This window comes from Stenotrophomonas sp. JAI102 (assembly GCF_013409105.1).
GTDB lineage: Bacteria > Pseudomonadota > Gammaproteobacteria > Xanthomonadales > Xanthomonadaceae > Stenotrophomonas > Stenotrophomonas maltophilia_AA.
The window spans coordinates 1-22,408 of sequence record NZ_JACCCI010000006.1; the positions used below are offsets into that span (position 1 = coordinate 1).

Here is a 22,408-nt window from a genome sequence, read left to right on the forward strand (position 1 = left end):
GGCACATCTCCAAAGGCTGCCGGCCAGCGGCCGGCACTACCGCGCCCGTCTGCTGGAGGGGCCGAAGTCCCTCCAACAACACAGTTGCTACATGGGTGAAGGCGCATTGCTTGCGAGGCACTGCCTCGCATGCGACTGAACGCACAGCCGCCAGCGGCTGGGCCGGGCCGCGGAGCGGGACTTGCGGCGGGTCCCGGAATGGCAAGTCCGTCGCGCCTAGCTCGAGAGCACATGGTGGCCGCTTTGGCTTTGGCTTTGGCTTTGGCTTCGGCTTTTGACCTCTGGCGCCTGACGTTCGAGCAGAGGAATCAGCCGGACTTTCGTCGGAACAGCAACCCGGATACCACCATCATCATGATCGGCGGCAACGCATACGCAATCCGGTAATCGAACTTCAGCGCACCGGCCATGCGGCCGAAGAACAACTGCAGCAACCAGAAGCCCAGCGCGAACAGAATGCCCAGGAACAAGCGCTTGCCCATCCCGCCACTGCGCAGCGAACCGAACGCGAACGGCACCGCCGCCAGGCACAGTGCCAGCACATTGATCGGATAGAACCAGCGGCTCCAGTACACATCCTCGTAATCGCGCGCGTCCAGCCCATTGCGCTTGCGGTACTCGATACTGGTGCGCAGATCCATCGCCGTCAGGTTGCGCGGCTTGGAAATGCCGCTGGCCAGCGCCGCCGCGTCCAGGCGTGAATTCCACGGTTCGGACTCGACCGTCTCGCGCGTCGCCGAACGCTCACCAAAGGTATCGCGGCGGATCTTGTTCAACACCCAGCCGTCGGCACCGTGCTCGGCGGTGGCCGCATAGGTCAACGAGGCCAGCCGGCCGTCCTCGGCGATCTTGTACAGACGCACATCGTGCAGGATCAGGCGCGTACCGCCGCCGGCCTGCAACTGCTCGTCGCCGCTCTGAGCATTGAGGAACGTATCGCCTTCGCGCGCCCACACGCCCGAATAGCGGGCCGCGCTGAGGCTGCTGCCCCACTTCGCGCTGGCCTTGATCTCGTCCGCCTTGCTCTGACCCCACGGGCCCAGCGTTTCGCCGCTGAACACCATCACCGCGGTCATCAGCGACAGCGCGATCGCCACCGAGACGCTCAGGCGCTTGCGCGACAGGCCCAGCGCGCGCAGTGCGGTGAGCTCGGAGGTGGCGGCCAGCTGGCCCAGGCCCATCAGCGCGCCGATCACGGCGGCGGTCGGGAAGAAGGTGTAGGCGCGGCGCGGCACGGTGTAGAGCACCCAGGCAGCGGCGTGGCCGAGCGTGTAGCTGCCCTTGCCGACGTCCTTGAACTCGCCGGAGAAGGCCATCACCACGTCCAGGCCGACCAGCACGGCCCAGGTCAACAGGACGGTGCCGAACACGGCACGGCCCAGGTACAGATCGAACCGCATGGGGCGCAACACGTTCATGCGGTCCTCCGGGGACGCGACAGTTTGCCGTCGCGGAAATACATCCACAGGGCGAGTGCCAGCAACGGCAGGGTCAGCCACCACAGGCCCGCAATGCCGGGAATCTTGCCATCGGCGATCCAGCGGGTGCCGATGAACATCAGGTTCATGCCCACCATGTAGGCCAGGAAGGCCAGCATCATCCGGCCGTAGCGCTGCTGGCGCGGCGAACTGCGGGCCAGCGGCAGGGTCATCAGGGCGAAGGCCAGGGCGATCAGCGGCGGGGCGATGCGCGAGTGCAGCTGGGCCTGCGCCTCGGGGCGCTCATCGCCGAACAACTGCGTGGTCGGCAGCAGCTCGGGGTCGTCGTCCTTGCGCGTTTCGGCACCGTCGGGCATCGCCACGTCGTTGCGGGCGAAGGTCAGCAGCTTGTAGTCCAGGGCGCCATTGGCCGGGCCCTGCACCTGATGACCGTCGTCGAGCTCCAGGTACCGCTGCTTGGCCCCTTCGAAGTACATCCGGCCACGATCGGCGGAGATCACCTCGATACTGTCCTCCTTCTGGCGCTGCATGAAGACCTTGCCCAGCTGGGTGCCGTCCGGGGAGACCGAGGACAGGTAGACCACGCCGCCATTGGGCAGGGACGTGAACTTGCCCGCCTCCAGCCCGGCCATGACCACGCTCCGGTTGGCCTCGTCGATCATGGTCTCGCCGGTGCGGTCGGCCCAGGGGCCCAGCCACAGCGAGCACAGGGCGATCAGGCCCACGACCGGCACCACCAGCATCAGCAGCGGGCGCAGCAGGCGCCTCGGGCCGACACCGATGGCGGTGATGACCGCCATTTCCGAGTCCCGGTAGAGCCGGGCCGTGGCCAGCAGCAGGCCCAGCATCAGCGCCAGCGGCAGGATCAGCGGCATATAGACGATGAACTGCAGACCCAGCTGCGAGAACAGCAGGCGGGCAGGCAGGCGGCCGTCGGCGATGTTGCCGAGGATGTCCACCAGGACACCACCGACGCTCACCACCAGCAACACGATCAGGGTGGCCAGGAAACTCTGGACGAAATCACGCAGGAGATAGCGATCGAGCTTCGACATGGGGCGGTGGTTTAAACTCTCGGATTCGTTCGCGGTGCTGCCCAGTCTACTGACGGGACGTAAACAGCTCGCGATTGTACGGATTTGCCAACGGAATCTGATCAATGGCCCTGGAATTCACCCTGAACCACGCAGCGCCGGCCTCGGCCGAGTGCGATTGCGTCATCGTCGGCGCCTATGCCGACCAGACCCTGAGCCCGGCGGCACAGGCCCTGGACACCGCGTCCGGTGGCCGCCTGTCGGCCCTGATCGCCCGCGGCGACGTGGGCGGCAAGACCGGCAACACGACCCTGCTGCACGATCTGCCCGGCGTCACCGCCGCGCGCGTGCTGGTGGTCGGGCTGGGCGAGCCGGCCAAATTCGGCGTGCCGCAGTACCTCAAGGCGGTCGGCGATGCCAGCCGCGCCCTGAAGAGCGGGGTCAACCACCACGCGCTGTTCACCCTGACCGAGATCGAGGTCAAGGGCCGCGATGCCGCCTGGAACATCCGCCAGGCCATCATCACCGCCGACCACGCCGCCTACCGCTACAGCGCCACGCTGGGCAAGAAGAAGGCCGACGAGCCGGGGCTGACCACGCTGGCCATCGCCGGCACCGACACCCAGGCGCTGGCCCAGGGCCAGGCCATCGCCGCCGGCGTGCAGTACGCCCGCGAGCTGGGCAACCTGCCGCCGAACGTCTGCACCCCGGCCTACCTGGCCGAGTCCTCGGTCGCGTTCGCCCAGGCCCATGACGGCGCCGAGGCGGAGATCCTGGACGAGCAGCAGATGGAAGCGCTGGGCATGGGCTCGCTGCTGGCCGTGGCCCGCGGCTCGGCCAACCGCCCGCGCCTGGTCGTGCTGAAGTGGAGCAATGGCGGCGACGCCAAGCCCTACGTGCTGGTCGGCAAGGGCATCACCTTCGACACCGGTGGCGTCAACCTGAAGACCCAGGGCGGCATCGAAGAAATGAAGTACGACATGTGCGGTGGCGCCAACGTCATCGGCACCTTCGTCGCGGCCGTGACGGCCAAGCTGCCGCTGAACCTGGTGGTAGTGGTGCCGGCGGTCGAGAACGCCATCGACGGCAATGCCTACCGCCCGTCGGACGTGATCACCTCGATGTCGGGCAAGACCATCGAAGTCGGCAACACCGACGCCGAAGGGCGCCTGATCCTGTGCGACGCGCTGACCTACGCGCAGCGCTTCGAGCCGGCCGCGCTGGTCGACGTGGCCACCCTGACCGGTGCCTGCCTGGTCGCCCTGGGCCACCAGACCGCCGGCCTGATGACCAAGCACGACGACCTGGCCAACGAGCTGCTGGCCGCCGGCGAACACGTGTTCGACCGCGCCTGGCGCCTGCCGCTGTGGGACGAATACCAGCCGATGCTGGATTCCAGCTTCGCCGACATCTACAACATCGGCGGCCGCTGGGCCGGTGCGATCACTGCGGGCTGCTTCCTGTCGCGCTTCGCCGAAGGCCAGCGCTGGGCCCATCTGGACATCGCCGGCGTGGCCAGCGACGAAGGCAAGCGCGGGATGGCCACCGGTCGCCCGGTTGGCCTGCTGAGCCAGTGGCTGCTGGACCAGGTCGCCCGCGCCTGATGCCCTGCCCGATCGCGGCCGCCCTGCGGTGGCCGCGATCCCGCCCGGCCTGGCGCCGGGTTCCCCCTCCGCTCCAGGCCCTGCCATGTCCCGTGCTGATTTCTACCTGATCGCCAAGCCCCGCTTCCTGACCGAGCCGTTGCGCCTGGTCTGCGAACTGGCCCGCAAGGCCAACGACGCCGGGCTGTTCACCCTGGTGCTGGCGCGCGACCAGGCCCAGGCCGAGGAGCTGGACGAGCTGCTGTGGGCATTCGACAACGATGCCTACATTCCGCACCAGATCGCCGGCGAAGACATGGACGAGGAAGAAGCGCTGGTGCTGATCGCCGTTCCCGGCACCGAGGCCCCGGCCCGTCCGCTGGTGATCAACCTGCGCGACGACCCCTACCTGGCCGCCTGCGACCGCGTGCTGGAAGTGGTCCCGGCCGACCCGGAAGCGCGCGAACCGCTGCGCGAGCGCTGGCGCCAGTACAAGGCGCTGGGCTTTGACCTGAACAAGTACGACATGTAACCCGCGCGGCGCCCGTCCGGTCGCCGCCGACCCCGGAGACCCTTGATGCGCCTGTTGATCGCCCTGATCTTTCCCTGGTTCGCCTTCTTCACCATCGGCCGCCCGATCGCAGGCATCCTCTGCCTGATCCTGCAGATCACGCTGATCGGCTGGCTGCCCGCCGCGATCTGGGCCGCCTACGCGGTCTCGCAGTTCCATACCGACCAGAAGATCCGCCGCGCCTTCGGGCGCTGAGCTTCCGGCACCCCCACCTTCCGTATTCGATCCTGGTTCCCGCATGACCCAACTCGCCTCCAGCTACGACCCGAAAACCTTTGAAACCGCGTTGTACGACGCGTGGGAGAAGGCCGGCCATTTCAAGCCGTCCGGCAAGGGCGAGCCGTACACCATCCTGCTGCCGCCGCCGAACGTGACCGGCACGCTGCACATGGGCCATGCCTTCCAGCAGACCCTGATGGATGCGCTGGTGCGCTACCACCGCATGCGCGGCTACGACACGCTGTGGCAGGTGGGTACCGACCACGCCGGCATCGCCACCGAGATGGTGGTGTCGCGCAACCTGGCCCTGGCCAACACCGGCGAGACCCGCGATTCGCTGGGCCGCGACGGCTTCATCGAGAAGGTATGGGAGTGGAAGGCGCAGTCCGGTGACACCATCGAGCGCCAGATGCGCCGCCTGGGCACCTCCAGCGACTGGTCGCGCAGCACCTTCACCATGGACCCGCAGCCGTCCGAAGCGGTGGTCGAGGCCTTCGTGCGCTGGCACGAGCAGGGCCTGATCTACCGTGGCCAGCGCCTGGTCAACTGGGATCCGGTGCTGAAGACCGCCATCTCCGATCTGGAAGTGGAGAGCGTGGAGGAAGACGGCTTCCTGTGGTCGATCAGCTACCCGCTGGCCGACGGCAGCGGCACCCTGACCGTGGCCACCACCCGCCCGGAAACCATGCTGGGCGACACCGCGGTGATGGTGCACCCGGAGGATGAGCGTTACGCGCACCTGATCGGCAAAATGGTCAAGCTGCCGCTGACCGACCGCGAGATCCCGGTGATCGCCGACGACTACGTCGACCGCGAGTTCGGTACCGGCGTGGTCAAGGTCACCCCCGCGCACGATTTCAACGATTACCAGGTCGGCCTGCGCCACGACCTGCCGATGATCAACCTGTTCACCCCGGACGCGGCGATCAACGACAACGCCCCGGAGAAGTACCGCGGGCTGGACCGTTACGAAGCGCGCAAGGTGATCCTGGCCGAGCTGGAAGACCTCGGCATCCTGGTCGAGACCAAGGCGCACAAGCTGCAGGTGCCGCGCGGTGATCGTACCCAGCAGGTGATCGAGCCGTACCTCACCGACCAGTGGTTCGTGAAGATGGACGTGCTGGCCAAGCGTGGCCTGGAGCTCGTTGAAAACGGGTCGATCCAGTTCGTTCCGGCCAACTGGATCAACACCTACCGCCACTGGATGGAGAACATCCAGGACTGGTGCATCAGCCGTCAGCTGTGGTGGGGCCACCGGATTCCGGCGTGGTTCGACGAGGCGGGCAACTGCTATGTCGGCCGCGATGAAGCCGAGGCCCGCGCGAAGAACACCCTTGCCGCCGATGTCGCCCTGCACCAGGACAGCGACGTGCTGGAGACCTGGTTCTCCTCGCAGCTGTGGCCGTTCTCCACCCTGGGCTGGCCGAACGAGCAGGCGATGGACGCGCGCGGTTTCGAGCGCTATCTGCCGTCGTCGGTGCTGATCACCGGCTTCGACATCATCTTCTTCTGGGTGGCCCGCATGATCATGGCCACCGACAGCTTCACCGGGAAGATTCCGTTCAAGGACGTTTACATCACCGGCCTGATCCGCGATGCGCAGGGCCAGAAGATGTCCAAATCCAAGGGCAACGTGCTGGATCCGCTGGACATCATCGACGGCATCTCCATCGAGGACCTGGTGGCCAAGCGCACCACCGGCCTGATGAAGCCCAAGGACGCGCCGAAGATCGAGAAGGCGACGCGCCGCGAATTCCCCGAGGGCATCATCGCCCATGGTGCCGACGCGCTGCGCTTCACCATCGCCGCGCTGGCCACCCACGGCCGCGACATCAAGTTCGACATGAACCGCGCCGAGGGCTACAAGAACTTCTGCAACAAGCTGTGGAACGCCAGCCGCTTCAGCCTGATGAACACCGAGGGCAGCAGCTTCACCGGCGTGCCGCAGCCGCGCACCGATGCCGAGCGCTGGATCCTCGCGCGCCTGGCCGCGGTCTCGGCCGAAGCGCAGACGCATTACGCCAACTACCGCTTCGACCTGTTGGCGCAGTGCCTGTACGAATTCGCCTGGAACGAGTTCTGCGACTGGTTCCTGGAACTGACCAAGCCGGCCCTCAACGGTGCCGACGCGGACGATGCCAACAGCACCCGCCACACCCTGCTGTACGTGCTGGAAGCGCTGCTGCGCCTGCTGCACCCGCTGACCCCGTTCGTCACCGAGCAGTTGTGGCGCCAGGTCGCTCCGCGCCTGGGCATCACCGACGACACCATTTCGCTGCGGCCGTACCCGACCGCCGAGGAGTTCGCCGGTGATTTCGCCCGCGCCGAAGCCGATGTGGAATGGCTGAAGTCGATGGTCAACGCCCTGCGCCGCGTGCGCAGCGAGTTGAACGTGCCGCCGTCCAAGCTGGTGCCGCTGCTGCTGCAGGGTGGCAACGACGACGATCGTGCGCGCATGAGCCGTTTCACCTCCTCGCTGTCGTTCCTGCTCAAGCTGGAGCGCATCGAGTGGCTGGCCAACGGCAGCGACACGCCGCCGGCCGCCGCCGCGATCGTGGGCGATCTCACCCTGCTGGTGCCGCTGGAAGGCCTGGTCGATCTGGGCGCCGAACGCGCGCGCCTGGACAAGGAAATCGCCCGGGTGGAATCGGAAAAGGACAAGAGCGAAACCAAGCTGTCCAAGTTCACCGACAAGGTGCCGGCGGCGGTGGTCGAACAGGAGCGCGTGCGCCTGGTCGAGTGGACCGCCCAGCTGGCGGGTCTGCGTTCGCAGCGCGCGAAGCTGTAAGCGCATGGGCGGAGGTAGCGCCACGCCATGCGTGGCCGCCTTTCCGGGGCCAGGGTAGAGCCACCCCATGGGTGGCTGCTCTTCGATCCGGCCTCGGGCGCAGCCACCCATGGGGTGGCTCTACATCGGGCCGTCAGAGCGGCGGCATCACCTGGATGTCGTCGTCGACCAGCTCGATCGCCATCACCAACGCATCCTCGCGCCCCTCGCGGGCCGGGTAATAACGCGGCCGGCGGCCGATCTCGTTGAAGCCCTCGCTGTGGTACAGCGCCACGGCCGAGGTATTGGACGGCCGCACTTCCAGGAACACGCGGTGCGCACCATGGTCGCGCGCCAGTTTCACCAGCGCACGCAACAGGTGACGGCCATGACCGCGCGACTGGCACAGCGGATCCACGCAGATGTTGAGGATATGCGCTTCATCGGCGGCGATGCTGAGCAGGCCGTAGCCCATCAACAGGCCGTCCTCCTCCATCGCCAGGCCCGGATAGCCGGCACGCAGGCAGTCCTGGAAGATGCCGCGGGTCCACGGGTACGGATACCCTCGCACCTCGATCGCCATCACCGCATTGAGGTCGCTTTCGCGCAGCGCGCGCAGCGACAACGGCCGTGGCGAGCTCACCGCGCTCACGGCCGGCCCCGCTTGCGCAGCGCGCGCAGTTGCGGCCACAACGCACGCTTGGCGGCGGCGCTGCTGCGCAGTTCGTCCAGGTTCCAGCTGGCCATCAGGGCCTGGGTGTCCGGCTCGGCCGGGTTGCAGCCGGAGGCGCGCAGCAGGGCGATCTGCAGGCGATCGGGCATCCGGACCGCCGCACGCCGTCCGCCACCTGCGCGAGTCGGAGCGGCGGTCGAAGCACTGGCCGGGGCCTGTTCCTCCACTGTGCGTGGGGCGTTGCGCCGCACCGGTGGCGGCGCATCCGCCGGCGGCGCCGGGCGCGGGGAACGCACCGGCGCCGCCGGCTCGGCAAGCGGGGCCGCACGCACCTCGATCTCCGGCACAGCCAGGGCTTCCGGCTCGACGCTGCCGTCGACGAACACCGTATAGCCCATCGCCTGCAGCCAGGACTGCTGCGCCGGCGACCACAATGGCGGCAGCGCCTGCCCGCTCACGCGTTCGGCTCGACCGTCTTGCGGGTGCGCTGCCACACCCAGTAACACGGGCCGGACAAGGCATACACCACGCCCACCGCGAACAGCACGCGAGGCATATCGATGACCATGATCGCGATGGCGATCGGTACCAGGGCCAGCGCCAGGAACGGCACGCGATCCGCGCGCGGTCCCTTTTCGCCACTGCCCTTGAAGCTCCAGAAGCGGATCCGGCTGACCATCAGCAGGGCCGACACCAGGGTCACGCCGAGGGCGACATAGCGCAGCTGGTTGCCGTCCCAGCCGAGGTTGCCATCGGCGAAGGCCCAGACGAAGGACATCATCAGGCCAGCGGCGGCCGGGCTGGCCAGGCCGATGAACCAGCGCTTGTCGACCACGGTGACCTGGGTGTTGAAGCGGGCCAGGCGCAGCGCGGCGCAGGCGGCGTACAGGAAGGCGACCGCCCAGCCGACACGGCCGAGGACCGGGTCGTCGAACTTCAGCCACGACAGCGACCAGTGGTACATCACCAGGGCCGGGGCCATGCCGAAGCTGACCAGGTCGGCCAGCGAGTCGTACTGCACGCCGAATTCGCTGCTGGTGCCGGTCAGCCGGGCCACGCGGCCGTCCAGGCCGTCCATGACCGCGGCGACGAACACCGCGATGGCGGCATTGACGAAGTCGCCATTGGCCGCGGCGATGATCGCGTAGAAGCCGGCGAACAGGCCTGCGGTGGTGAACAGGTTGGGCAGCAGGTAAATGCTGCGCGAGCGCGGCGGGGGTTTCAGTTGATCCATGGGGCCAGTTTAGCTTGCCAGCACCGGCCCGGGGTGCTGCAATCCCGGCTCTGTCCCGTTCCCGGAGTTGCCATGCGTGCCCTGTCCCGTCTGAGCGCCCTGCTGCTGCTCGCCAGCGCCACGGCCAGCGCCGGCAACGTCTATAAGTGGAAAGACGCCAACGGCGTCACCCAGTATTCGGAGAAGCCGCCGACCGGGCAGAAATACGAGGCCCGCCAGGTCGAGAACCTGGACCCGGTCCCGCGCGCGACGGCAGCCGCCCCGGCCGAGAACAAGGCCTGCACCGACGCCCGCGGCAACCTCGCCCTGCTCGACGGGCCGGGCAAGGTCCTGCAGGACACCGATGGCGACGGCAAGGCCGATACCGCGCTGACCGACGCGCAGCGCAGCGCCCAGAAGACCCTGGCCGAGGCCGCCATCCAGGCCTACTGCACGCCCAAGGCCTGAGCCGCCGGCCCCGCCGCGCGGGGCCGAAAACCACCGGCACCCCCCATCGTGGCGGCCGGACTGGCAGAATATCGGCTTCTGCCGTTCAGCGAAGCCGACGATGCGCCTCTCCCAGTTCCACCTGCACACCACCAAGGAAACCCCCAGCGACGCGGAGCTGACCAGCCACCGCCTGATGCTGCGCGCGGGCATGATCCGCAAGCTGGCCTCGGGGCTGTACACCTGGTCGCCGCTGGGCCTGCGCGTGCTGCGCAAGGTCGAGCGCATCGTGCGTGAGGAAATGGAGCGTGCCGGTGCGGTGGAATTCCAGATTCCGACCATCCAGCCGAAGGAACTGTGGGAAGCCACCGGCCGCTGGGAAAAGTTCGGGCCGCAGCTGCTGAAGATCAAGGATCGCAAGGAGCAGGTGTTCTGCTACAGCCCGACCGCCGAAGAGGCCGCTGCCGACTTCGCGCGCCAGGAGCTGTCCAGCTACAAGCAGCTGCCGGTCAATTTCTTCCAGATCCAGACCAAGTTCCGCGATGAGATCCGCCCGCGTTTCGGCGTGATGCGCTCGCGCGAATTCCTGATGAAGGATGCCTATTCCTTCCACCTGCACGATGAGTGCCTGGTGCGCGAATACGAGAACATGAAGTCGGCCTACAGCCGCATCTTCACCCGCCTGGGCCTGGATTTCCGCATGGTGCAGGCCGACTCCGGCGCGATCGGTGGCGACGCCTCGCAGGAATTCCACGTGATCGCCGAATCGGGCGAGGACGCGCTGGTGTTTTCCACCGGCTCGGATTATGCGGCCAACATGGAAGCGGCCATCGCCGCCACGCCCGGCGAGCGTCCGGCCGCCAGCGAAACGCTGCGCAAGGTCGAGACGCCCACGCAGAAGACCTGCGAGGCCGTGGCCGCCCTGCTCGGCCTGGGCCTGGAACGCACGGTCAAATCGATCGCGATCATGAGCGAGGCCGGTTTCGTGCTGGCGCTGGTGCGCGGCGATCACGACGTCAATGAAATCAAACTGGGCAAGGTCGAAGGCCTGCAGGGCTACCGCATGGCCAGCGAGGCGGAAATCGCCACGCACCTGGGCAGCCAGCCCGGCTTCCTCGGCCCGCTAAACCCCGCCCAGCCGATCCGCATCGTGGCCGACCGCGAGGTCGCCGCACTGGCCGATTTCGTCGTCGGCGCCAATGAAGCCGGTTTCCATATCGCCGGCGTCAACTGGGGCCGTGACCTGCCCGAACCGGAAGTGGCGGACATCCGCAACGCCAAGGCCGGCGATCGTGCCGCCGATGGCGGTGAACTGAAGGTCGCGCGCGGCATCGAAGTCGGCCACGTGTTCCAGCTCGGCCGCCAGTATGCGCAGGCATTGAACGCGACCGTGCTCGACGAGAACGGCAAGGCCGCGGTATTGGCGATGGGCTGCTACGGCATCGGCATTTCGCGCATCGTCGCGGCGGCGATCGAGCAGAATCATGACGACGCCGGCATTATCTGGCCGGATGCGATGGCGCCGTGGCAGGTCGTGGTCTGCATGATCAACCCGAAGCAGGACGAGACCGTGTCGGCCACCGCCGCCGAACTGCTGGCGCAGCTGCAGGCCGCCGGCCTGGACGTGGCGCTGGATGATCGCGGCCTGCGTCCGGGCGCGATGTTCGCCGACATGGAACTGATCGGCGTGCCGCACCGGATCGTGGTCTCCGAACGCGGCGTCGCCGCCGGTACCTTCGAGTACCGCGCGCGCAGCGCGGCCGAAGCGGAGGTCCTCGACAAGGACGCGCTGCTGGCAAAATTGACCAAGTAATGACAAAAGGCCGGGTGAGTAACCCGGCCTTTTTCAATGGCGGACCCGGTTTCAATATTTACAGTTTGTTTGTGTATTTCGCAAAAGAGAATGTATGCTGTTTCCGATGCCAAGGACCGGCTCACCCTGTCCTTAATATATTGCGGAGTAGTAGATGAGCATTGACCTGAGCGGCCTGTCCGCCAAAGAGCTGGGCGCGCTGATCAAGAACGCCAAGAAGCAGCAGACCATCGTCGCCAAGCGTCCGGCGATCAGCAAGGTCCGCGCACAGCTGACCAAGCTGGCCAAGGCCCAGGGCTATTCGGTGGAAGAGCTGTTCGGCGGCGCCGCACCGGCCGCACGTGGCCGCGCCGCGGGCAAGGCCACCAAGGCCCCGGCCAAGGCCGTGCGCAAGCTCGGCAAGGTTGCCCCGAAGTACCGCAACCCGGCCAACCCGAAGGAAACCTGGACCGGCCGTGGCAAGCAGCCGCGTTGGCTGGCCGCGCATACCGCCAAGGGCAAGAAGGTCGAAGAGTTCCTGATCAAGAAGTAAGCCGGTCAGTCACTGCTGCAGATGGAAACGCCGGCCTCGCGCCGGCGTTTTCGTTTCCGCCGGCCGGGCGTGCACCGACCGGGACGGTCAGAGATTCTTGCGCGCCGGAACCAGCAGATTGCCGAACAGCAGGCCGGCCACCAGCGCCATCACCACGTTGAGCACCGTCATCAGCACGGTCTGGCCGGCGCTCATGTCCTGCTGCTGGACCAGGGTCAGCACCCCGCGCAGGCTGGTGCTGCCGGGCACCAGCATGATGATGCCGGGCAGGCGGATGATCGCGCCCGGGCGCTGGGCCAGGCGACCGAACAGATTGCCGGCGGCGGTCAGCAGCATCGCCGACATGAAAATGCCGGCCGGGATGCCCCAGGCCTGGCCCGCGAATTTGGAGATCGCATAGCCGGCGACCGCCGCGGCCATCACCCATGGGAAATCACGACGGTTGGCCTTGAACAACATCGCGAAGGCGAACGCGGCCAGCAGCAGCGCGCCCCATTCGACCCAGTCGGCCTGCGGCCGCGAGGCACGCACCAGCGGTTCCAGCCCAACGATGTCCGCCAGTGTCACCGCGATCACCGCGCCGACCGTCAGTTTCAGGATCGTGGTCACCGCACCGGCAAACCGCGCCGTGCCCGAGACCCAATGCTGGCTGGCCAGCTCGTTGACCGCATTGGTCAGCGACATCCCGGGCAGCAGTACCACCAGCGAGGCGATGATCACCGTATTGAGATTGAGCGCCCCGATGAAGGAGGCCACCAGCGTCGCCACCGAGCCGGCCAGCAGCGCCGCCAAGGCCTCATTGGCTTCGCGCGTGGCCGGGCGGCGGTCGGTGTACATGCCCATGACGCCGATCAGCAGGCCGATCACGCCGGCGGTGGCGATATCCAGCCACGGCAGTTTCCACAGGCCGGCCACGCCCGCTGCGCCCAGGCTGTAGGAGAGAATGGTGCGAATCTTGCCCCAGCGGCCCGGGTCCTTGTCCAGCTGGCGCAGTGCGGTATGCCCCTGCGCGATGCTCATGGTGCCGTTGGCCACCGCATCGGTGATCTGGTCGGCGATGCTGAGTTTATGCAGGTCGTTCTCGCCCGGTGCCAGCCGGATCACGCGGGTGATGTCGGAGGAACCGATCGCCTTGGTCGGGTCGCTGAAACTCAGGATCAGCCCGGTCGGGTTCGACCACGGCTCGCAATCCAGGTCCAGGCGCTGCGCCAGCGCGACCACGGCTGCTTCCAGCCGCTGCGCGGTGGTGCCATAGCTGTGCAGGCGCCCGGCCATTTCCGAAACGAAGGCCACGCGCTGTGCGTAGGTGGCCGGTGGTGCAACGATGGTGGGGGCGTCGGCAGACATGCGCCGTAGTATTACCCGAACACGCCCCGGCCTGAAGAATCCCGGTGTCATCGTGCCGCGGTGTGCAGTCCCCGGCCTTGCCGACCGACGCGTTCAGCCCGGTCGGCGCATACGCGAGCCATGCACCCGGACAGGTTATGCTGCGCGCAGGACGCCTACATGACCTCAGACCAAGCCCCCCATCTCGAGCAGGATGCCCAGGACCCCGGCCTGATCCGGTTGTCCGGCCATTGGACCTTACGCACCGCGCTGGACGCGGCCGAAGTGCTGCGCGGCCTTCCGGAAAAAGTGACCGGCCTGGATGCCAGCGGGATCACCCTGCTCGACTCGGCCGGCGTACTGCAGCTGCTGCGGGTCGCGCACCGCGCCGACCTGGGCGAAGACGCCGTGACGTTCCGCGAGGAGCATCGCGCGCTGGTCTCGACCATCGAGGAAGTCGCCGACGATCGGCCCAAGGCCAAGCGCGACTTCGGCGTACTCGCCGCATTGGAGCGGCTCGGTGTCAGCGTGCACGGCATGGGACACAACATCGTGGCGCTGGCCAGTTTCCTCGGCGAGAACCTGGTCAAGGGCGCGCGCCTGGTCAAGGAACCGCGCCGATTCCGTCTCACCGCCACGGTCGCCCAGATGGAACAGGTCGGCCTGGATGCGGTGCCGCTGGTGGCGCTGCTGTCGTATCTGGTGGGCGCGGTGATCGCGTTCCTCGGCTCGACGATCCTGCGCGACTTCGGCGCGGAGATCTACGTGGTCGAGCTGGTCAGCATCGCCTTCCTGCGCGAGTTCGCGGTGCTGCTGACCGCGATCGTGCTGGCCGGCCGTACTGCCAGTGCGTTCACGGCGCAGATCGGTGCGATGAAGGCCCGCGAAGAAATCGACGCAATGAAGACGCTCGGCCTGGACCCGGTCGACCTGCTGGTGTTGCCACGCCTGATCGCCCTGCTGATCACCCTGCCGCTGCTGACCTTCATCGCGATGGTCGCCGGCCTGGCCGGTGGCATCACCGTGGGCGCATTCGATCTGGATATCCCGCCGCAGATGTACATCGCGCGGATGCACGACACCATGGAAGTGCGCAACATGCTGGTCGGTCTGTCCAAGGCGCCGGTGTTCGCGCTGGTGATCGGCCTGATCGGCTGCCTGGAAGGCCTCAAGGTCGAAGGCACCGCGCAGTCGGTCGGCGAGCGCACCACCTCCAGCGTGGTGCAGGCCATTTCGCTGGTGATCATCCTCGACGCGTTCGCCGCGCTGTGGTTCATGAAGATGGGCTGGTAACCGATGAACACCGATACCGCCCCGGCCCCTGACCGCGACGCCGCCACCGACGACGGCGAGCTGCTGATCCGCGTGCGCGGGCTGACCAACCGTTTCGGCACGCAGGTCGTGCACGACGGTCTGGACCTGGACGTGCGCCGCGGCGAGATCCTCGGCGTGGTCGGCGGCTCGGGCACCGGCAAGTCGGTGCTGATGCGCAGCATCCTCGGCCTGCGCACGCCGGACGATGGCCAGATCGAGGTGCTCGGCGTCGACGCCCGCTCCAGCGATCCGGCCAACCGGCTGCATATCGAACGCAACACCGGCGTGCTGTTCCAGGATGGCGCGCTGTTCTCCTCGCTGACCGTGGGCGAGAACGTGCAGGTGCCGCTGAAGGAACATCACGGCGAGCTGCCCGAGCGCTGGCATTACGAGCTGGCCCTGCTCAAGGTGAAGCTGGCCGGCCTGCCCGCCGATGCGATCAACAAGCTGCCCTCGCAGCTGTCCGGCGGCATGCGCAAGCGCGCCGGCCTGGCCCGGGCGCTGGCGCTGGACCCGCCGCTGCTGTTCCTGGATGAGCCCACGGCCGGGCTGGACCCGATCGGCGCGGCCGCATTCGACCGCCTGATCAAAACCCTGCAGGAAGCGCTGGGCCTCACTGTCTTCCTGATCACACACGATCTGGACACCCTGTATGCGATCTGTGACCGGGTGGCGGTGCTGGCCGACAAGAAGGTCATCGCCAACGCCCCGCTGCACGAGATCGAACAACTGGACCACCCGTGGATCCAGGAGTACTTCCACGGACCGCGCGCGCGTGCTGCGCGCGATGCAAAGCACGAGAGCGAGTAAGCCATGGAAACCAAAGCCAATTACGTCCTGATCGGCGCCTTCGCCCTGATAGTGGGCCTGGCGCTGCTGGCCTTCGGGCTGTGGGCCGCCAAGTACTCCTCCGACCGCACCTGGACGGAATACCGCGTGGTGTTCCGCGAGGCGGTCACCGGCCTGTCGGTCGGCAGCCCGGTGCAGTACAACGGTATCGCGGTCGGCTCGATCACCGAGTTGAACCTGGTCCCGGATGATCCGCGCCAGGTGGTCGCGCGGATCCGGCTGAACTCCAATACGCCGGTCAAGACCGACACCCGCGCCAAGCTGGCGATCACCAGCCTGACCGGCCCGTCGATCATCCAGCTCAGTGGCGGCACGCCGCAGTCCGCCGCGCTGACCGCGGTCAACAAGGACCCGGCCCCGATCATCCCGACCACGCCCTCGGCGCTGCAGAACATCACCGACGTGGCCAACCGCATCGTCGAGCGCATGGACCAGGTGCTGAGCGACCGCAACGTGGCCAGCATCAACGCGACCCTGGCCAACCTGGAAACGATCAGCGGCGGCCTGGCCGACCGTGACCAGGGCACCCAGGCGCTGCTGCTCAGCGCGCGCGATGCCGCGCGCAGCCTGGACGTCACCCTCAAGAGCACCAACGGCACCATCCAGCGCCTGGACAAGAACCTCGTGCAGCAGCTGCCGCCGATCCTGGACAAGCTGGAGACCACGCTGAGCAAGCTGGATTCGGCCGCCGGCAATGCCGACTCGATCCTTGGCGAGAACCGCGCCGCGATCAACAGCTTCGCCAATGATGGCCTGGCCCAGCTCGGCCCGACCCTGACCGAACTGCGCGGCCTGATCCGCGACCTGCGCCGGGTCAGCGACCGCCTGGACAACAACCCGGCACGTTACCTGCTCGGCCGCGACGCACCCAAGGAGTTCGAACCCAAATGAGCCGCCCGACCTTCTTCCGGCCCCTGCTGCCGATCGCCCTGATCGCCGCGCTTGGCGGCTGCTCGCTGCTGGGCAGCAATGAACGCAGCGCGGTGACGATCTATTCGCCCGTGGTCCGCATCCAGGCTGATCCGGGCTGGCCGACCGTCGATTGGCAGCTGGTGCTGGTCAAGCCCAGCGCCGCGCGCGTGGTCGACAGCCCGCGCATCAACGTGCGCCCGACCCCCTCCGAACTGGAGGTCTACAAGGGCGTGAGCTGGGCCCAGCCGGCCACCGACATGCTCGACGACGCGCTGGTGCGCGGCTTCGAGGATTCCGGCCGCATCAACGGCGTGGCCCGGGTCACCACCGGCATCCGCGCCGACTACAAGCTGGCCATGGACGTGCGCCGCTTCGAAGCCGATTACCGTGGCCAGGCCACGCCGACCGCGCTGATCGAAGTCAACGCCAAGCTGATCCACGTGCTCGACCAGCGCGTCGTCGCTGATCGTACGTTCCGCCAGGAAAACCCGGTCGGCAGCACCGACGTCGCCCAGGTGACCGCCGCGCTGGAACAGGGCCTGCAGACGCTGACCACGAACGTGGTGGGCTGGACGCTGGTGACCGGCGAGCAGGATCACGCCCGCAGCGCGGTCACCCCTGCCCGGGTGCGGTAATCCAGCGGAACGTGAGATTCAGGCGCTCGGCCAGCGGTCGCGCGCTCTTCGGCAGGGAATGCTGGTAATGGCGCTGGGTCTGCCCGCCCATCACCAGCAGATCCCCGTGGTCGAGCAGTACCTCGGCCTTCTTCGCATGGTCATCCCGACGCCGCAGCAGGAACCGCCGCGGCGCGCCCAGGCTCACTGACGCGATCACCGGCGCCGGTCCCAGCTCAGGTTCGTTGTCGCTGTGCCAGCCCATGCCGTCATCGCCATCGCGGTAGCGGTTCAGCAGCACGCTGTTGAACGTGTGGCCGCAGAAAGCCGTCAACTGATCGCGCACAGGCAGCAGCGCCGAATGCCAGGGCTGCGGCACGAACTCAGTGCCGGAATAGCGGTAGCGCGCGGCCGGGTCGCCCATCCAGCAGCTCAGGCGCGGGGAGTCGACCTGGCGGCCGAACATGCGGATCCTGTGCACCTCCCACGGGACATCGTCGCGGAGGGTGCGCCGGAGGCTGTCGGCGGCGTCGCGGGAGAGCCAGTGGCGGTGCCAGTGCACCTGGGCGTCGGGGAGGTGGAGATCCATGGGGTGAACGCTAGCATTCCTTTGCCGGTGAGCGTATCCCGACCAGAGCAGGTCGCAGTGGATTTGCCCCCTGTCCACCAAAGATCGAAAATGACCGTCTGCCGGACCGGCATCGTTGAAAGAGCACCCCATGGCCCCACTTCGCCTCAGCGCTTCACACACCGCGACGGCTGCCAGCGAGGCTGTACCCAGCGCGCGCCACTTCAGCGCACCGGTGCCGTTCGCTGCGCGCCGCCAGGAAGTGGCGCTATGAGCTCGTCTGTAACCCGCGCGATCCGCGCAGCCAACCAGGCGGTCTCCCGGCATGGCGGTGGGCTGTCCGGGCTGTGGTCGGTACTGCGGCGCGCTTTCAAGGTCGCCTCTGCAATGGGTGTTCGTGGGCTCGTCAATCGGCTCAAGCAGGCCAGCGCATCACGCATCCAGGTGGCGCAGCCGGTGGAACACCTGTTTCCCGCGCCCGTGCCCCTTGCCCGGCTCCAGCAGCGCGTCGGGCTCATGGCCCATGTGTACTACCCGGATCTCATAGAAGAATTCGCAGAGCTGCTGGCGCACATCCCGGTGCCGTTCGAGTTGCTCGTGTCAGTGATGGACGACACGGCCAAGGTCCAGGCCGAAGAACGCTTTGCAAAGGTTCCGCATCTTTCTGCATTGCACGTCCGCGTCGTGCCCAATCGTGGCCGCGATATCGCGCCGCTGCTGGTCACGTTCCGCGCCGAGATCATGGCCTTGGATATCGTCGGCCATATCCACACCAAGAAGTCGCTGTACACGGGCAGCGAGCAGGAGCAGTGGCGGCACTACCTGCTGCGATCGTTGCTTGGAAGCGAAACACGGGTCGCATGGATTCTGGGCATGTTCGCCGCCGAGCCCCGTCTTGGCATGGTCTACCCGGAAACCTATGAAAGCCTCCCCCCCTGGGCACACACATGGCTGAGCAACGCCGATGTCTGCGCAGCATTGGCGGCACGGCTGGGCATGGAGATAGATCGCACGGCCTACATCGATTATCCGGCAGGCTCCATGTTCTGGGCACGCGTCGATGCACTGCGCCCCCTCTTCGCGCTGAATCTGACTACCAGCGATTTCCCCGTTGAAACCGGCCAAGTGGATGGCACCCTGCAGCACGCAGTGGAGCGCCTTCTGGCCACCATCACGCGCCACCAGGATCTGCTTGTCGGGGTACTGGCCCCGGGCGACACACCGCACCTGATCAGCGAGGGGCAGCGCAACTGGACCGAGGCGTTCGCCACACCGGTTGCCACCCGCATCCAGCTCTCCGCGTTGGATGCAGATCTGGTTACTACCGATGTATTCGATACGTTGGTGACCCGTCCGTTCCTGTCACCACACGCCGCGCGCGACTATCTCTCTTTCCAGGCCTTGGCTCAGTTCGGCGTGGATGATTTCTCGGCGGCGCGGCAGCTCGCGGAAGAACGCGCGCGCATGTCGAACGGACGCGATCCCACCCTTGATGAGATCTACACGCACTTCCCTGCGTTGGACTCCACCGTGGAACCGCAGGCGCTCTTGGACTTGGAAATCACCACCGAGCAGCGTCTACTGCGTCCGCGCGAAGGGGTGTTGGAAGCCGTAAAGGCATTGCAAGGCAAACGCGTTGTCGCGCTATCGGACATGTACCTGCCAGCCGCAGTGCTCCGCCAGGTGCTGCCGCCCGCCGTGTTGGCGCTCACCTCGGAGTGGTGGGTATCGTGCGAGACAGCGATGCGCAAGGACGATCCCGCCACATGGGCGACGATCTCACAGCGTGAAGGCATCCCGATGAAACGCTGGCTGCACATAGGCGACAACGAGCACGCCGATGTGCAGATTCCACAGTTGTCCGGCCTGATTTCCCCCGTCCATATCGTGCGCCCTTCGGCGTTGCTGGACATGGTGCCGGCACTGCGCCCGCTCCGACACGCCGCCGGGCTCAACGCACCATGGCCCGAGCAGTTGTGGCGGGGTCTGCTCGCCAACCATTTCGCCGCGGTGGGCGATCGGAGTCCGGCCCATCTCTCGCCGCGACCCACGCTGGATGCCTACAGTGCGGGCTATACGGTCCTGGGACCCGTCGTTCTGGATTATCTGGTGTGGCTGGCAAACCTCGCGAAAGAGCGCGAGATCGGAACGGTGCTCTTCCTCAGCCGCGAGGGATTCCTGCTGCAGCAAGCATGGGACGTCTTGGCCGGCAGCGCGCCGGCTCTGCGATCGCTGACGTCGTCATACCTTCTGGTATCCCGACGCGCCGCAGGCATGGCCAGCCTGCGCAAAGCAGCCGATCTCGAGCGGCTGCTGCATGGCACTTACACCGGTCCTCTGGTAAACCTCGTTGCCTCGCGCCTGGGTGAAGAAGCCGCTGTGGCCGTCCGCGAGCAGGTGGGCACCCTGGCAGATCGCGACATCTATCTACCTGAAATGCTGGATCAGGCCATCGTGACGCTGGCGCCGGCGCTACCCTCCTTGCTGAGCATCGCAGCGCACGAACGCGACGCCTACCTGGCGTACTGGCGCGAGACCGTTGGAGACGATGCTGCTCTGGTCGCGGATATCGGCTATGCCGGCACCATCCAGACCTATCTGTCGAGCATCATTGACCGCCCCTTGGGCGGAGCGTACTTGGCATTGCGTGCCGCTGCCCGGAAGGTGGAAGGACATGGCTGGGCGGCGGCCCGGTATCACGATGGTCGCACGGCACCGGAGGAGGCCTCGCCGATTCTGGCCCATGACCTTCTGCTTGAAGCACTGCTGGCAGCACCGTCCGGTCAGTTCTGCGGCTTCCGCGACACCGGCAGTGGACGCGAGCCGATGTTCGCGCCGCCCGAGCTGTCCGCCACGGGCCAGGCATCCCTCGCCCGGGTCCATCAGGGCGCATTGACCTTCATCGCCGACGCCTGCGCGGCAGTGGGTGAGGATGTGCAGCACCTGAGCTTCGACCCCGAGGGTGTGCTGCTGCCACTTCAGTGCCTGGCCGATGGCCATTGGTCGGCGGGTCCCTGGCTGGAGACGCTCGCCACGGACGACAGCTTCACCGGCCGCGGCAGAGTCGCGGCCGGTGTCGCCGGATCGGTCAGCCGCTGAACGCCACGCCGGTTTTTTCCTTCAGCTCATCAATGCCCACCCCCGGGGCCGCCTCGACCAGCACCAGTCCCTTGTCGGTGACATCGAACACCGCCAGGTCGGTGATGATGCGATCGACCACGCCCACGCCGGTCAGCGGCAGCGTGCACTCGGGCAGGATCTTGTGCTCACCACTCTTGGCGGTGTGCTCCATCAGCACCACCACGCGCTGCACGCCGGCGACCAGGTCCATCGCCCCCCCCATGCCCTTGACCATCTTGCCCGGCACCATCCAGTTCGCGAGGTCGCCCTTGTCGGTCACCTGCATCGCGCCGAGGATGGCCAGGTTGATGTGGCCGCCGCGGATCATCGCGAAGCTGTCGTGGCTGCCGAAGTAGCTGGCGCCCGCGCGTGCGGTCACCGTCTGCTTGCCGGCATTGATCAGGTCGGCATCCACTTCGGCCTCGGTCGGGAACGGTCCGATGCCGAGCAGGCCGTTCTCGGACTGCAGCCACACATCCACGCCGTCGGGAATGTGGTTGGCGACCAGCGTCGGCAGGCCGATGCCCAGGTTCACGTAGGCGCCGTCGGTCAGTTCGCGCGCGGCGCGCTGTGCCATTTCATCGCGGGTCCAGGCCATCTCAGTTCGCCTCCTGGCGCACGGTACGCTGTTCGATACGCTTCTCGGGATGCGGGTTGTGCACGATGCGGTGCACGTAGATGCCCGGCAGGTGCACCTGGTCCGGATCGATGCTGCCCACCGGCACCACCTCTTCCACTTCCACGATGCACAGCTTGCCGGCCATCGCACAGGCCGGGTTGAAGTTGCGCGCGGTCTTGCGGAACACCAGGTTGCCGGCCTCGTCGGCCTTCCACGCCTTGACCAGCGCGACGTCGGCGCGCAGCGCGGTCTCCATCACGTAGTGCTTGCCATCGAATTCGCGGGTTTCCTTGCCTTCAGCCACCACCGTGCCGTAGCCCGTCGCGGTGAAGAAGGCCGGGATGCCCGCACCACCGGCACGCAGGCGCTCGGCCAGGGTGCCTTGCGGGTTGAATTCCAGCTCCAGCTCGCCGGCCAGGTACTGGCGTTCGAATTCCTTGTTCTCGCCCACGTAGGACGAGATCATTTTCCGGATCTGCCGGGTCGCCAGCAGTTGGCCGAGGCCGAAGCCATCCACGCCGGCATTGTTGGAGATTACGGTCAGATCCTTGGCACCGGTATCGCGCAGCGCGGCGATCAGCGCCTCGGGAATACCGCACAGGCCGAACCCGCCAACCGCCAGGGTCTGGCCATCGGCGATGGCACCTTGCAGCGCCTCGGCCGCACTGGCGTACTGCTTGCCACGTCGCCCGGCGTTGTCTGGGGACTTGCTCATCTACGCCCTCACCTCGTTGATGGAAGCAGGCATTGTAGCCATTGCACGGGCCTTTCCCCGGCTTTGGCGTCCGCTGCCCG

21 protein-coding genes and 1 pseudogene are annotated in these 22,408 nt (G+C 67.0%); 13 read left to right on the forward strand and 9 right to left on the reverse strand.

Features of this window, described 5'->3' with window-relative positions:
• Window positions 1–308: 308 nt before the first annotated feature.
• Both lptG and lptF read right to left on the reverse strand, forming a co-directional pair.
• Window positions 309–1,418, reverse strand: coding sequence for an LPS export ABC transporter permease LptG (gene lptG, locus HDC96_RS17835; RefSeq protein WP_257018798.1), 1,110 nt, complete (start codon window positions 1,416–1,418; stop codon window positions 309–311).
• Window positions 1,415–2,494 carry an LPS export ABC transporter permease LptF gene (lptF, locus tag HDC96_RS17840; RefSeq protein WP_179461120.1) on the reverse strand — a complete coding sequence of 360 codons (1,080 nt, stop codon included), beginning with the start codon at window positions 2,492–2,494 and terminating at the stop codon, window positions 1,415–1,417. Before lptF ends, lptG begins: the two co-directional genes overlap by 4 nt.
• A gap of 104 nt (window positions 2,495–2,598) precedes the next feature.
• On the opposite strand from lptF, the gene HDC96_RS17845 reads away from it, so the two are divergent.
• The 4 genes from HDC96_RS17845 (at window position 2,599) to HDC96_RS17860 (ending at window position 7,634) form a co-directional block, all read left to right on the forward strand.
• Window positions 2,599–4,077, forward strand: coding sequence for a leucyl aminopeptidase (locus HDC96_RS17845; RefSeq protein ID WP_179461121.1), 1,479 nt, complete (start codon window positions 2,599–2,601; stop codon window positions 4,075–4,077).
• An 85-nt stretch (window positions 4,078–4,162) separates the two neighbouring features.
• A complete protein-coding gene (locus tag HDC96_RS17850; RefSeq protein WP_019182556.1) occupies window positions 4,163–4,588 on the forward strand; it encodes a DNA polymerase III subunit chi in 426 nt (141 codons plus the stop codon).
• 45 nt (window positions 4,589–4,633) lie between these two features.
• Window positions 4,634–4,822 carry a YqaE/Pmp3 family membrane protein gene (locus HDC96_RS17855; RefSeq protein ID WP_121042605.1) on the forward strand — a complete coding sequence of 63 codons (189 nt, stop codon included), beginning with the start codon at window positions 4,634–4,636 and terminating at the stop codon, window positions 4,820–4,822.
• Between the two features lie 43 nt (window positions 4,823–4,865).
• Complete coding sequence (locus HDC96_RS17860) at window positions 4,866–7,634, forward strand: valine--tRNA ligase (protein WP_179461122.1); 2,769 nt, start codon at window positions 4,866–4,868, stop codon at window positions 7,632–7,634.
• 133 nt (window positions 7,635–7,767) lie between these two features.
• Here HDC96_RS17860 and rimI read toward each other — a convergent pair whose 3' ends face one another.
• The 3 genes from rimI to pssA are packed head-to-tail and all read right to left on the reverse strand — an operon-like array spanning window position 7,768 to window position 9,520.
• The gene (rimI, locus tag HDC96_RS17865) at window positions 7,768–8,265 is read right to left on the reverse strand and encodes a ribosomal protein S18-alanine N-acetyltransferase (RefSeq protein WP_176991052.1); all 498 of its coding nucleotides are present in this window, start codon (window positions 8,263–8,265) and stop codon (window positions 7,768–7,770) included.
• Window positions 8,262–8,744 carry a hypothetical protein gene (locus HDC96_RS17870; RefSeq protein ID WP_343203026.1) on the reverse strand — a complete coding sequence of 161 codons (483 nt, stop codon included), beginning with the start codon at window positions 8,742–8,744 and terminating at the stop codon, window positions 8,262–8,264. The genes rimI and HDC96_RS17870 overlap by 4 nt, the downstream gene beginning before the upstream one ends.
• Entirely contained in the window at window positions 8,741–9,520 is a 780-nt protein-coding gene (pssA, locus tag HDC96_RS17875; RefSeq protein WP_176991050.1) for a CDP-diacylglycerol--serine O-phosphatidyltransferase, read from the reverse strand. The genes HDC96_RS17870 and pssA overlap by 4 nt, the downstream gene beginning before the upstream one ends.
• Before the next feature lie 72 nt (window positions 9,521–9,592).
• Between pssA and HDC96_RS17880 the strand changes: the two genes are divergently transcribed.
• From HDC96_RS17880 to HDC96_RS17890, 3 genes and pseudogenes are all read left to right on the forward strand, one after another.
• Window positions 9,593–9,967, forward strand: a complete 375-nt coding sequence (locus HDC96_RS17880; RefSeq protein ID WP_179461123.1) for a DUF4124 domain-containing protein — start codon at window positions 9,593–9,595, stop codon at window positions 9,965–9,967.
• A gap of 100 nt (window positions 9,968–10,067) precedes the next feature.
• A complete protein-coding gene (locus HDC96_RS17885) occupies window positions 10,068–11,759 on the forward strand; it encodes a proline--tRNA ligase (protein WP_179461124.1) in 1,692 nt (563 codons plus the stop codon).
• Window positions 11,760–11,913: 154 nt separating this feature from the next.
• Window positions 11,914–12,288, forward strand: a pseudogene (locus tag HDC96_RS17890) (H-NS histone family protein); the annotation flags it as partial.
• Between the two features lie 90 nt (window positions 12,289–12,378).
• On the opposite strand, the gene HDC96_RS17895 reads toward HDC96_RS17890, so the two are convergent.
• Window positions 12,379–13,638 (reverse strand): threonine/serine exporter family protein, encoded by a 1,260-nt coding sequence (locus HDC96_RS17895; protein ID WP_179461125.1) that lies wholly within the window; start codon window positions 13,636–13,638, stop codon window positions 12,379–12,381.
• Between the two features lie 159 nt (window positions 13,639–13,797).
• Between HDC96_RS17895 and HDC96_RS17900 the strand changes: the two genes are divergently transcribed.
• The 4 genes from HDC96_RS17900 to HDC96_RS17915 are packed head-to-tail and all read left to right on the forward strand — an operon-like array spanning window position 13,798 to window position 17,327.
• Window positions 13,798–14,910: an ABC transporter permease gene (locus HDC96_RS17900; protein WP_179461126.1), complete on the forward strand. Its 1,113-nt coding sequence runs from the start codon at window positions 13,798–13,800 to the stop codon at window positions 14,908–14,910.
• A gap of 3 nt (window positions 14,911–14,913) precedes the next feature.
• Complete coding sequence (locus HDC96_RS17905) at window positions 14,914–15,741, forward strand: ABC transporter ATP-binding protein (RefSeq protein ID WP_176991045.1); 828 nt, start codon at window positions 14,914–14,916, stop codon at window positions 15,739–15,741.
• Between the two features lie 3 nt (window positions 15,742–15,744).
• Window positions 15,745–16,671 (forward strand): MlaD family protein, encoded by a 927-nt coding sequence (locus tag HDC96_RS17910; RefSeq protein ID WP_179461127.1) that lies wholly within the window; start codon window positions 15,745–15,747, stop codon window positions 16,669–16,671.
• Complete coding sequence (locus HDC96_RS17915; RefSeq protein ID WP_179461128.1) at window positions 16,668–17,327, forward strand: ABC-type transport auxiliary lipoprotein family protein; 660 nt, start codon at window positions 16,668–16,670, stop codon at window positions 17,325–17,327. The genes HDC96_RS17910 and HDC96_RS17915 overlap by 4 nt, the downstream gene beginning before the upstream one ends.
• Here the strand turns inward: HDC96_RS17915 and HDC96_RS17920 are convergent.
• Window positions 17,305–17,895, reverse strand: coding sequence for an alpha-ketoglutarate-dependent dioxygenase AlkB (locus tag HDC96_RS17920; RefSeq protein WP_179461129.1), 591 nt, complete (start codon window positions 17,893–17,895; stop codon window positions 17,305–17,307). The two genes, HDC96_RS17915 and HDC96_RS17920, sit on opposite strands and share 23 nt — an antisense overlap.
• A 130-nt stretch (window positions 17,896–18,025) precedes the next feature.
• Here HDC96_RS17920 and HDC96_RS18415 point away from each other — a divergent pair, with 130 nt between their 5' ends.
• Both HDC96_RS18415 and HDC96_RS17925 read left to right on the forward strand, forming a co-directional pair.
• Window positions 18,026–18,148, forward strand: a complete 123-nt coding sequence (locus tag HDC96_RS18415; protein WP_257018799.1) for a hypothetical protein — start codon at window positions 18,026–18,028, stop codon at window positions 18,146–18,148.
• The gene (locus tag HDC96_RS17925) at window positions 18,145–20,973 is read left to right on the forward strand and encodes a rhamnan synthesis F family protein (protein WP_179461130.1); all 2,829 of its coding nucleotides are present in this window, start codon (window positions 18,145–18,147) and stop codon (window positions 20,971–20,973) included. The genes HDC96_RS18415 and HDC96_RS17925 overlap by 4 nt, the downstream gene beginning before the upstream one ends.
• Here HDC96_RS17925 and HDC96_RS17930 read toward each other — a convergent pair.
• On the reverse strand, window positions 20,963–21,592 hold the full coding sequence (locus tag HDC96_RS17930; RefSeq protein ID WP_179461131.1) for a CoA transferase subunit B: 630 nt from the start codon (window positions 21,590–21,592) through the stop codon (window positions 20,963–20,965). The genes HDC96_RS17925 and HDC96_RS17930 overlap by 11 nt on opposite strands.
• A 1-nt stretch (window position 21,593) precedes the next feature.
• Window positions 21,594–22,328, reverse strand: coding sequence for a CoA transferase subunit A (locus tag HDC96_RS17935; RefSeq protein WP_070426573.1), 735 nt, complete (start codon window positions 22,326–22,328; stop codon window positions 21,594–21,596).
• Window positions 22,329–22,408 lie beyond the last annotated feature (80 nt).

What these genes read in the sequence shown, in the direction of transcription:
- lptG (WP_257018798.1), bottom strand. Translation starts at nt 1,418, where the DNA reads ATGAACGTGTTGCGCCCCATGCGGTTCGATCTGTACCTGGGCCGTGCC.
- lptF (WP_179461120.1), bottom strand. Translation starts at nt 2,494, where the DNA reads ATGTCGAAGCTCGATCGCTATCTCCTGCGTGATTTCGTCCAGAGTTTC.
- HDC96_RS17845 (WP_179461121.1), top strand. Translation starts at nt 2,599, where the DNA reads ATGGCCCTGGAATTCACCCTGAACCACGCAGCGCCGGCCTCGGCCGAG.
- HDC96_RS17850 (WP_019182556.1), top strand. Translation starts at nt 4,163, where the DNA reads ATGTCCCGTGCTGATTTCTACCTGATCGCCAAGCCCCGCTTCCTGACC.
- HDC96_RS17855 (WP_121042605.1), top strand. Translation starts at nt 4,634, where the DNA reads ATGCGCCTGTTGATCGCCCTGATCTTTCCCTGGTTCGCCTTCTTCACC.
- HDC96_RS17860 (WP_179461122.1), top strand. Translation starts at nt 4,866, where the DNA reads ATGACCCAACTCGCCTCCAGCTACGACCCGAAAACCTTTGAAACCGCG.
- pssA (WP_176991050.1), bottom strand. Translation starts at nt 9,520, where the DNA reads ATGGATCAACTGAAACCCCCGCCGCGCTCGCGCAGCATTTACCTGCTG.
- HDC96_RS17880 (WP_179461123.1), top strand. Translation starts at nt 9,593, where the DNA reads ATGCGTGCCCTGTCCCGTCTGAGCGCCCTGCTGCTGCTCGCCAGCGCC.
- HDC96_RS17885 (WP_179461124.1), top strand. Translation starts at nt 10,068, where the DNA reads ATGCGCCTCTCCCAGTTCCACCTGCACACCACCAAGGAAACCCCCAGC.
- HDC96_RS17895 (WP_179461125.1), bottom strand. Translation starts at nt 13,638, where the DNA reads ATGTCTGCCGACGCCCCCACCATCGTTGCACCACCGGCCACCTACGCA.
- HDC96_RS17900 (WP_179461126.1), top strand. Translation starts at nt 13,798, where the DNA reads ATGACCTCAGACCAAGCCCCCCATCTCGAGCAGGATGCCCAGGACCCC.
- HDC96_RS17905 (WP_176991045.1), top strand. Translation starts at nt 14,914, where the DNA reads ATGAACACCGATACCGCCCCGGCCCCTGACCGCGACGCCGCCACCGAC.
- HDC96_RS17910 (WP_179461127.1), top strand. Translation starts at nt 15,745, where the DNA reads ATGGAAACCAAAGCCAATTACGTCCTGATCGGCGCCTTCGCCCTGATA.
- HDC96_RS17915 (WP_179461128.1), top strand. Translation starts at nt 16,668, where the DNA reads ATGAGCCGCCCGACCTTCTTCCGGCCCCTGCTGCCGATCGCCCTGATC.
- HDC96_RS17920 (WP_179461129.1), bottom strand. Translation starts at nt 17,895, where the DNA reads ATGGATCTCCACCTCCCCGACGCCCAGGTGCACTGGCACCGCCACTGG.
- HDC96_RS18415 (WP_257018799.1), top strand. Translation starts at nt 18,026, where the DNA reads ATGGCCCCACTTCGCCTCAGCGCTTCACACACCGCGACGGCTGCCAGC.
- HDC96_RS17925 (WP_179461130.1), top strand. Translation starts at nt 18,145, where the DNA reads ATGAGCTCGTCTGTAACCCGCGCGATCCGCGCAGCCAACCAGGCGGTC.
- HDC96_RS17930 (WP_179461131.1), bottom strand. Translation starts at nt 21,592, where the DNA reads ATGGCCTGGACCCGCGATGAAATGGCACAGCGCGCCGCGCGCGAACTG.
- HDC96_RS17935 (WP_070426573.1), bottom strand. Translation starts at nt 22,328, where the DNA reads ATGAGCAAGTCCCCAGACAACGCCGGGCGACGTGGCAAGCAGTACGCC.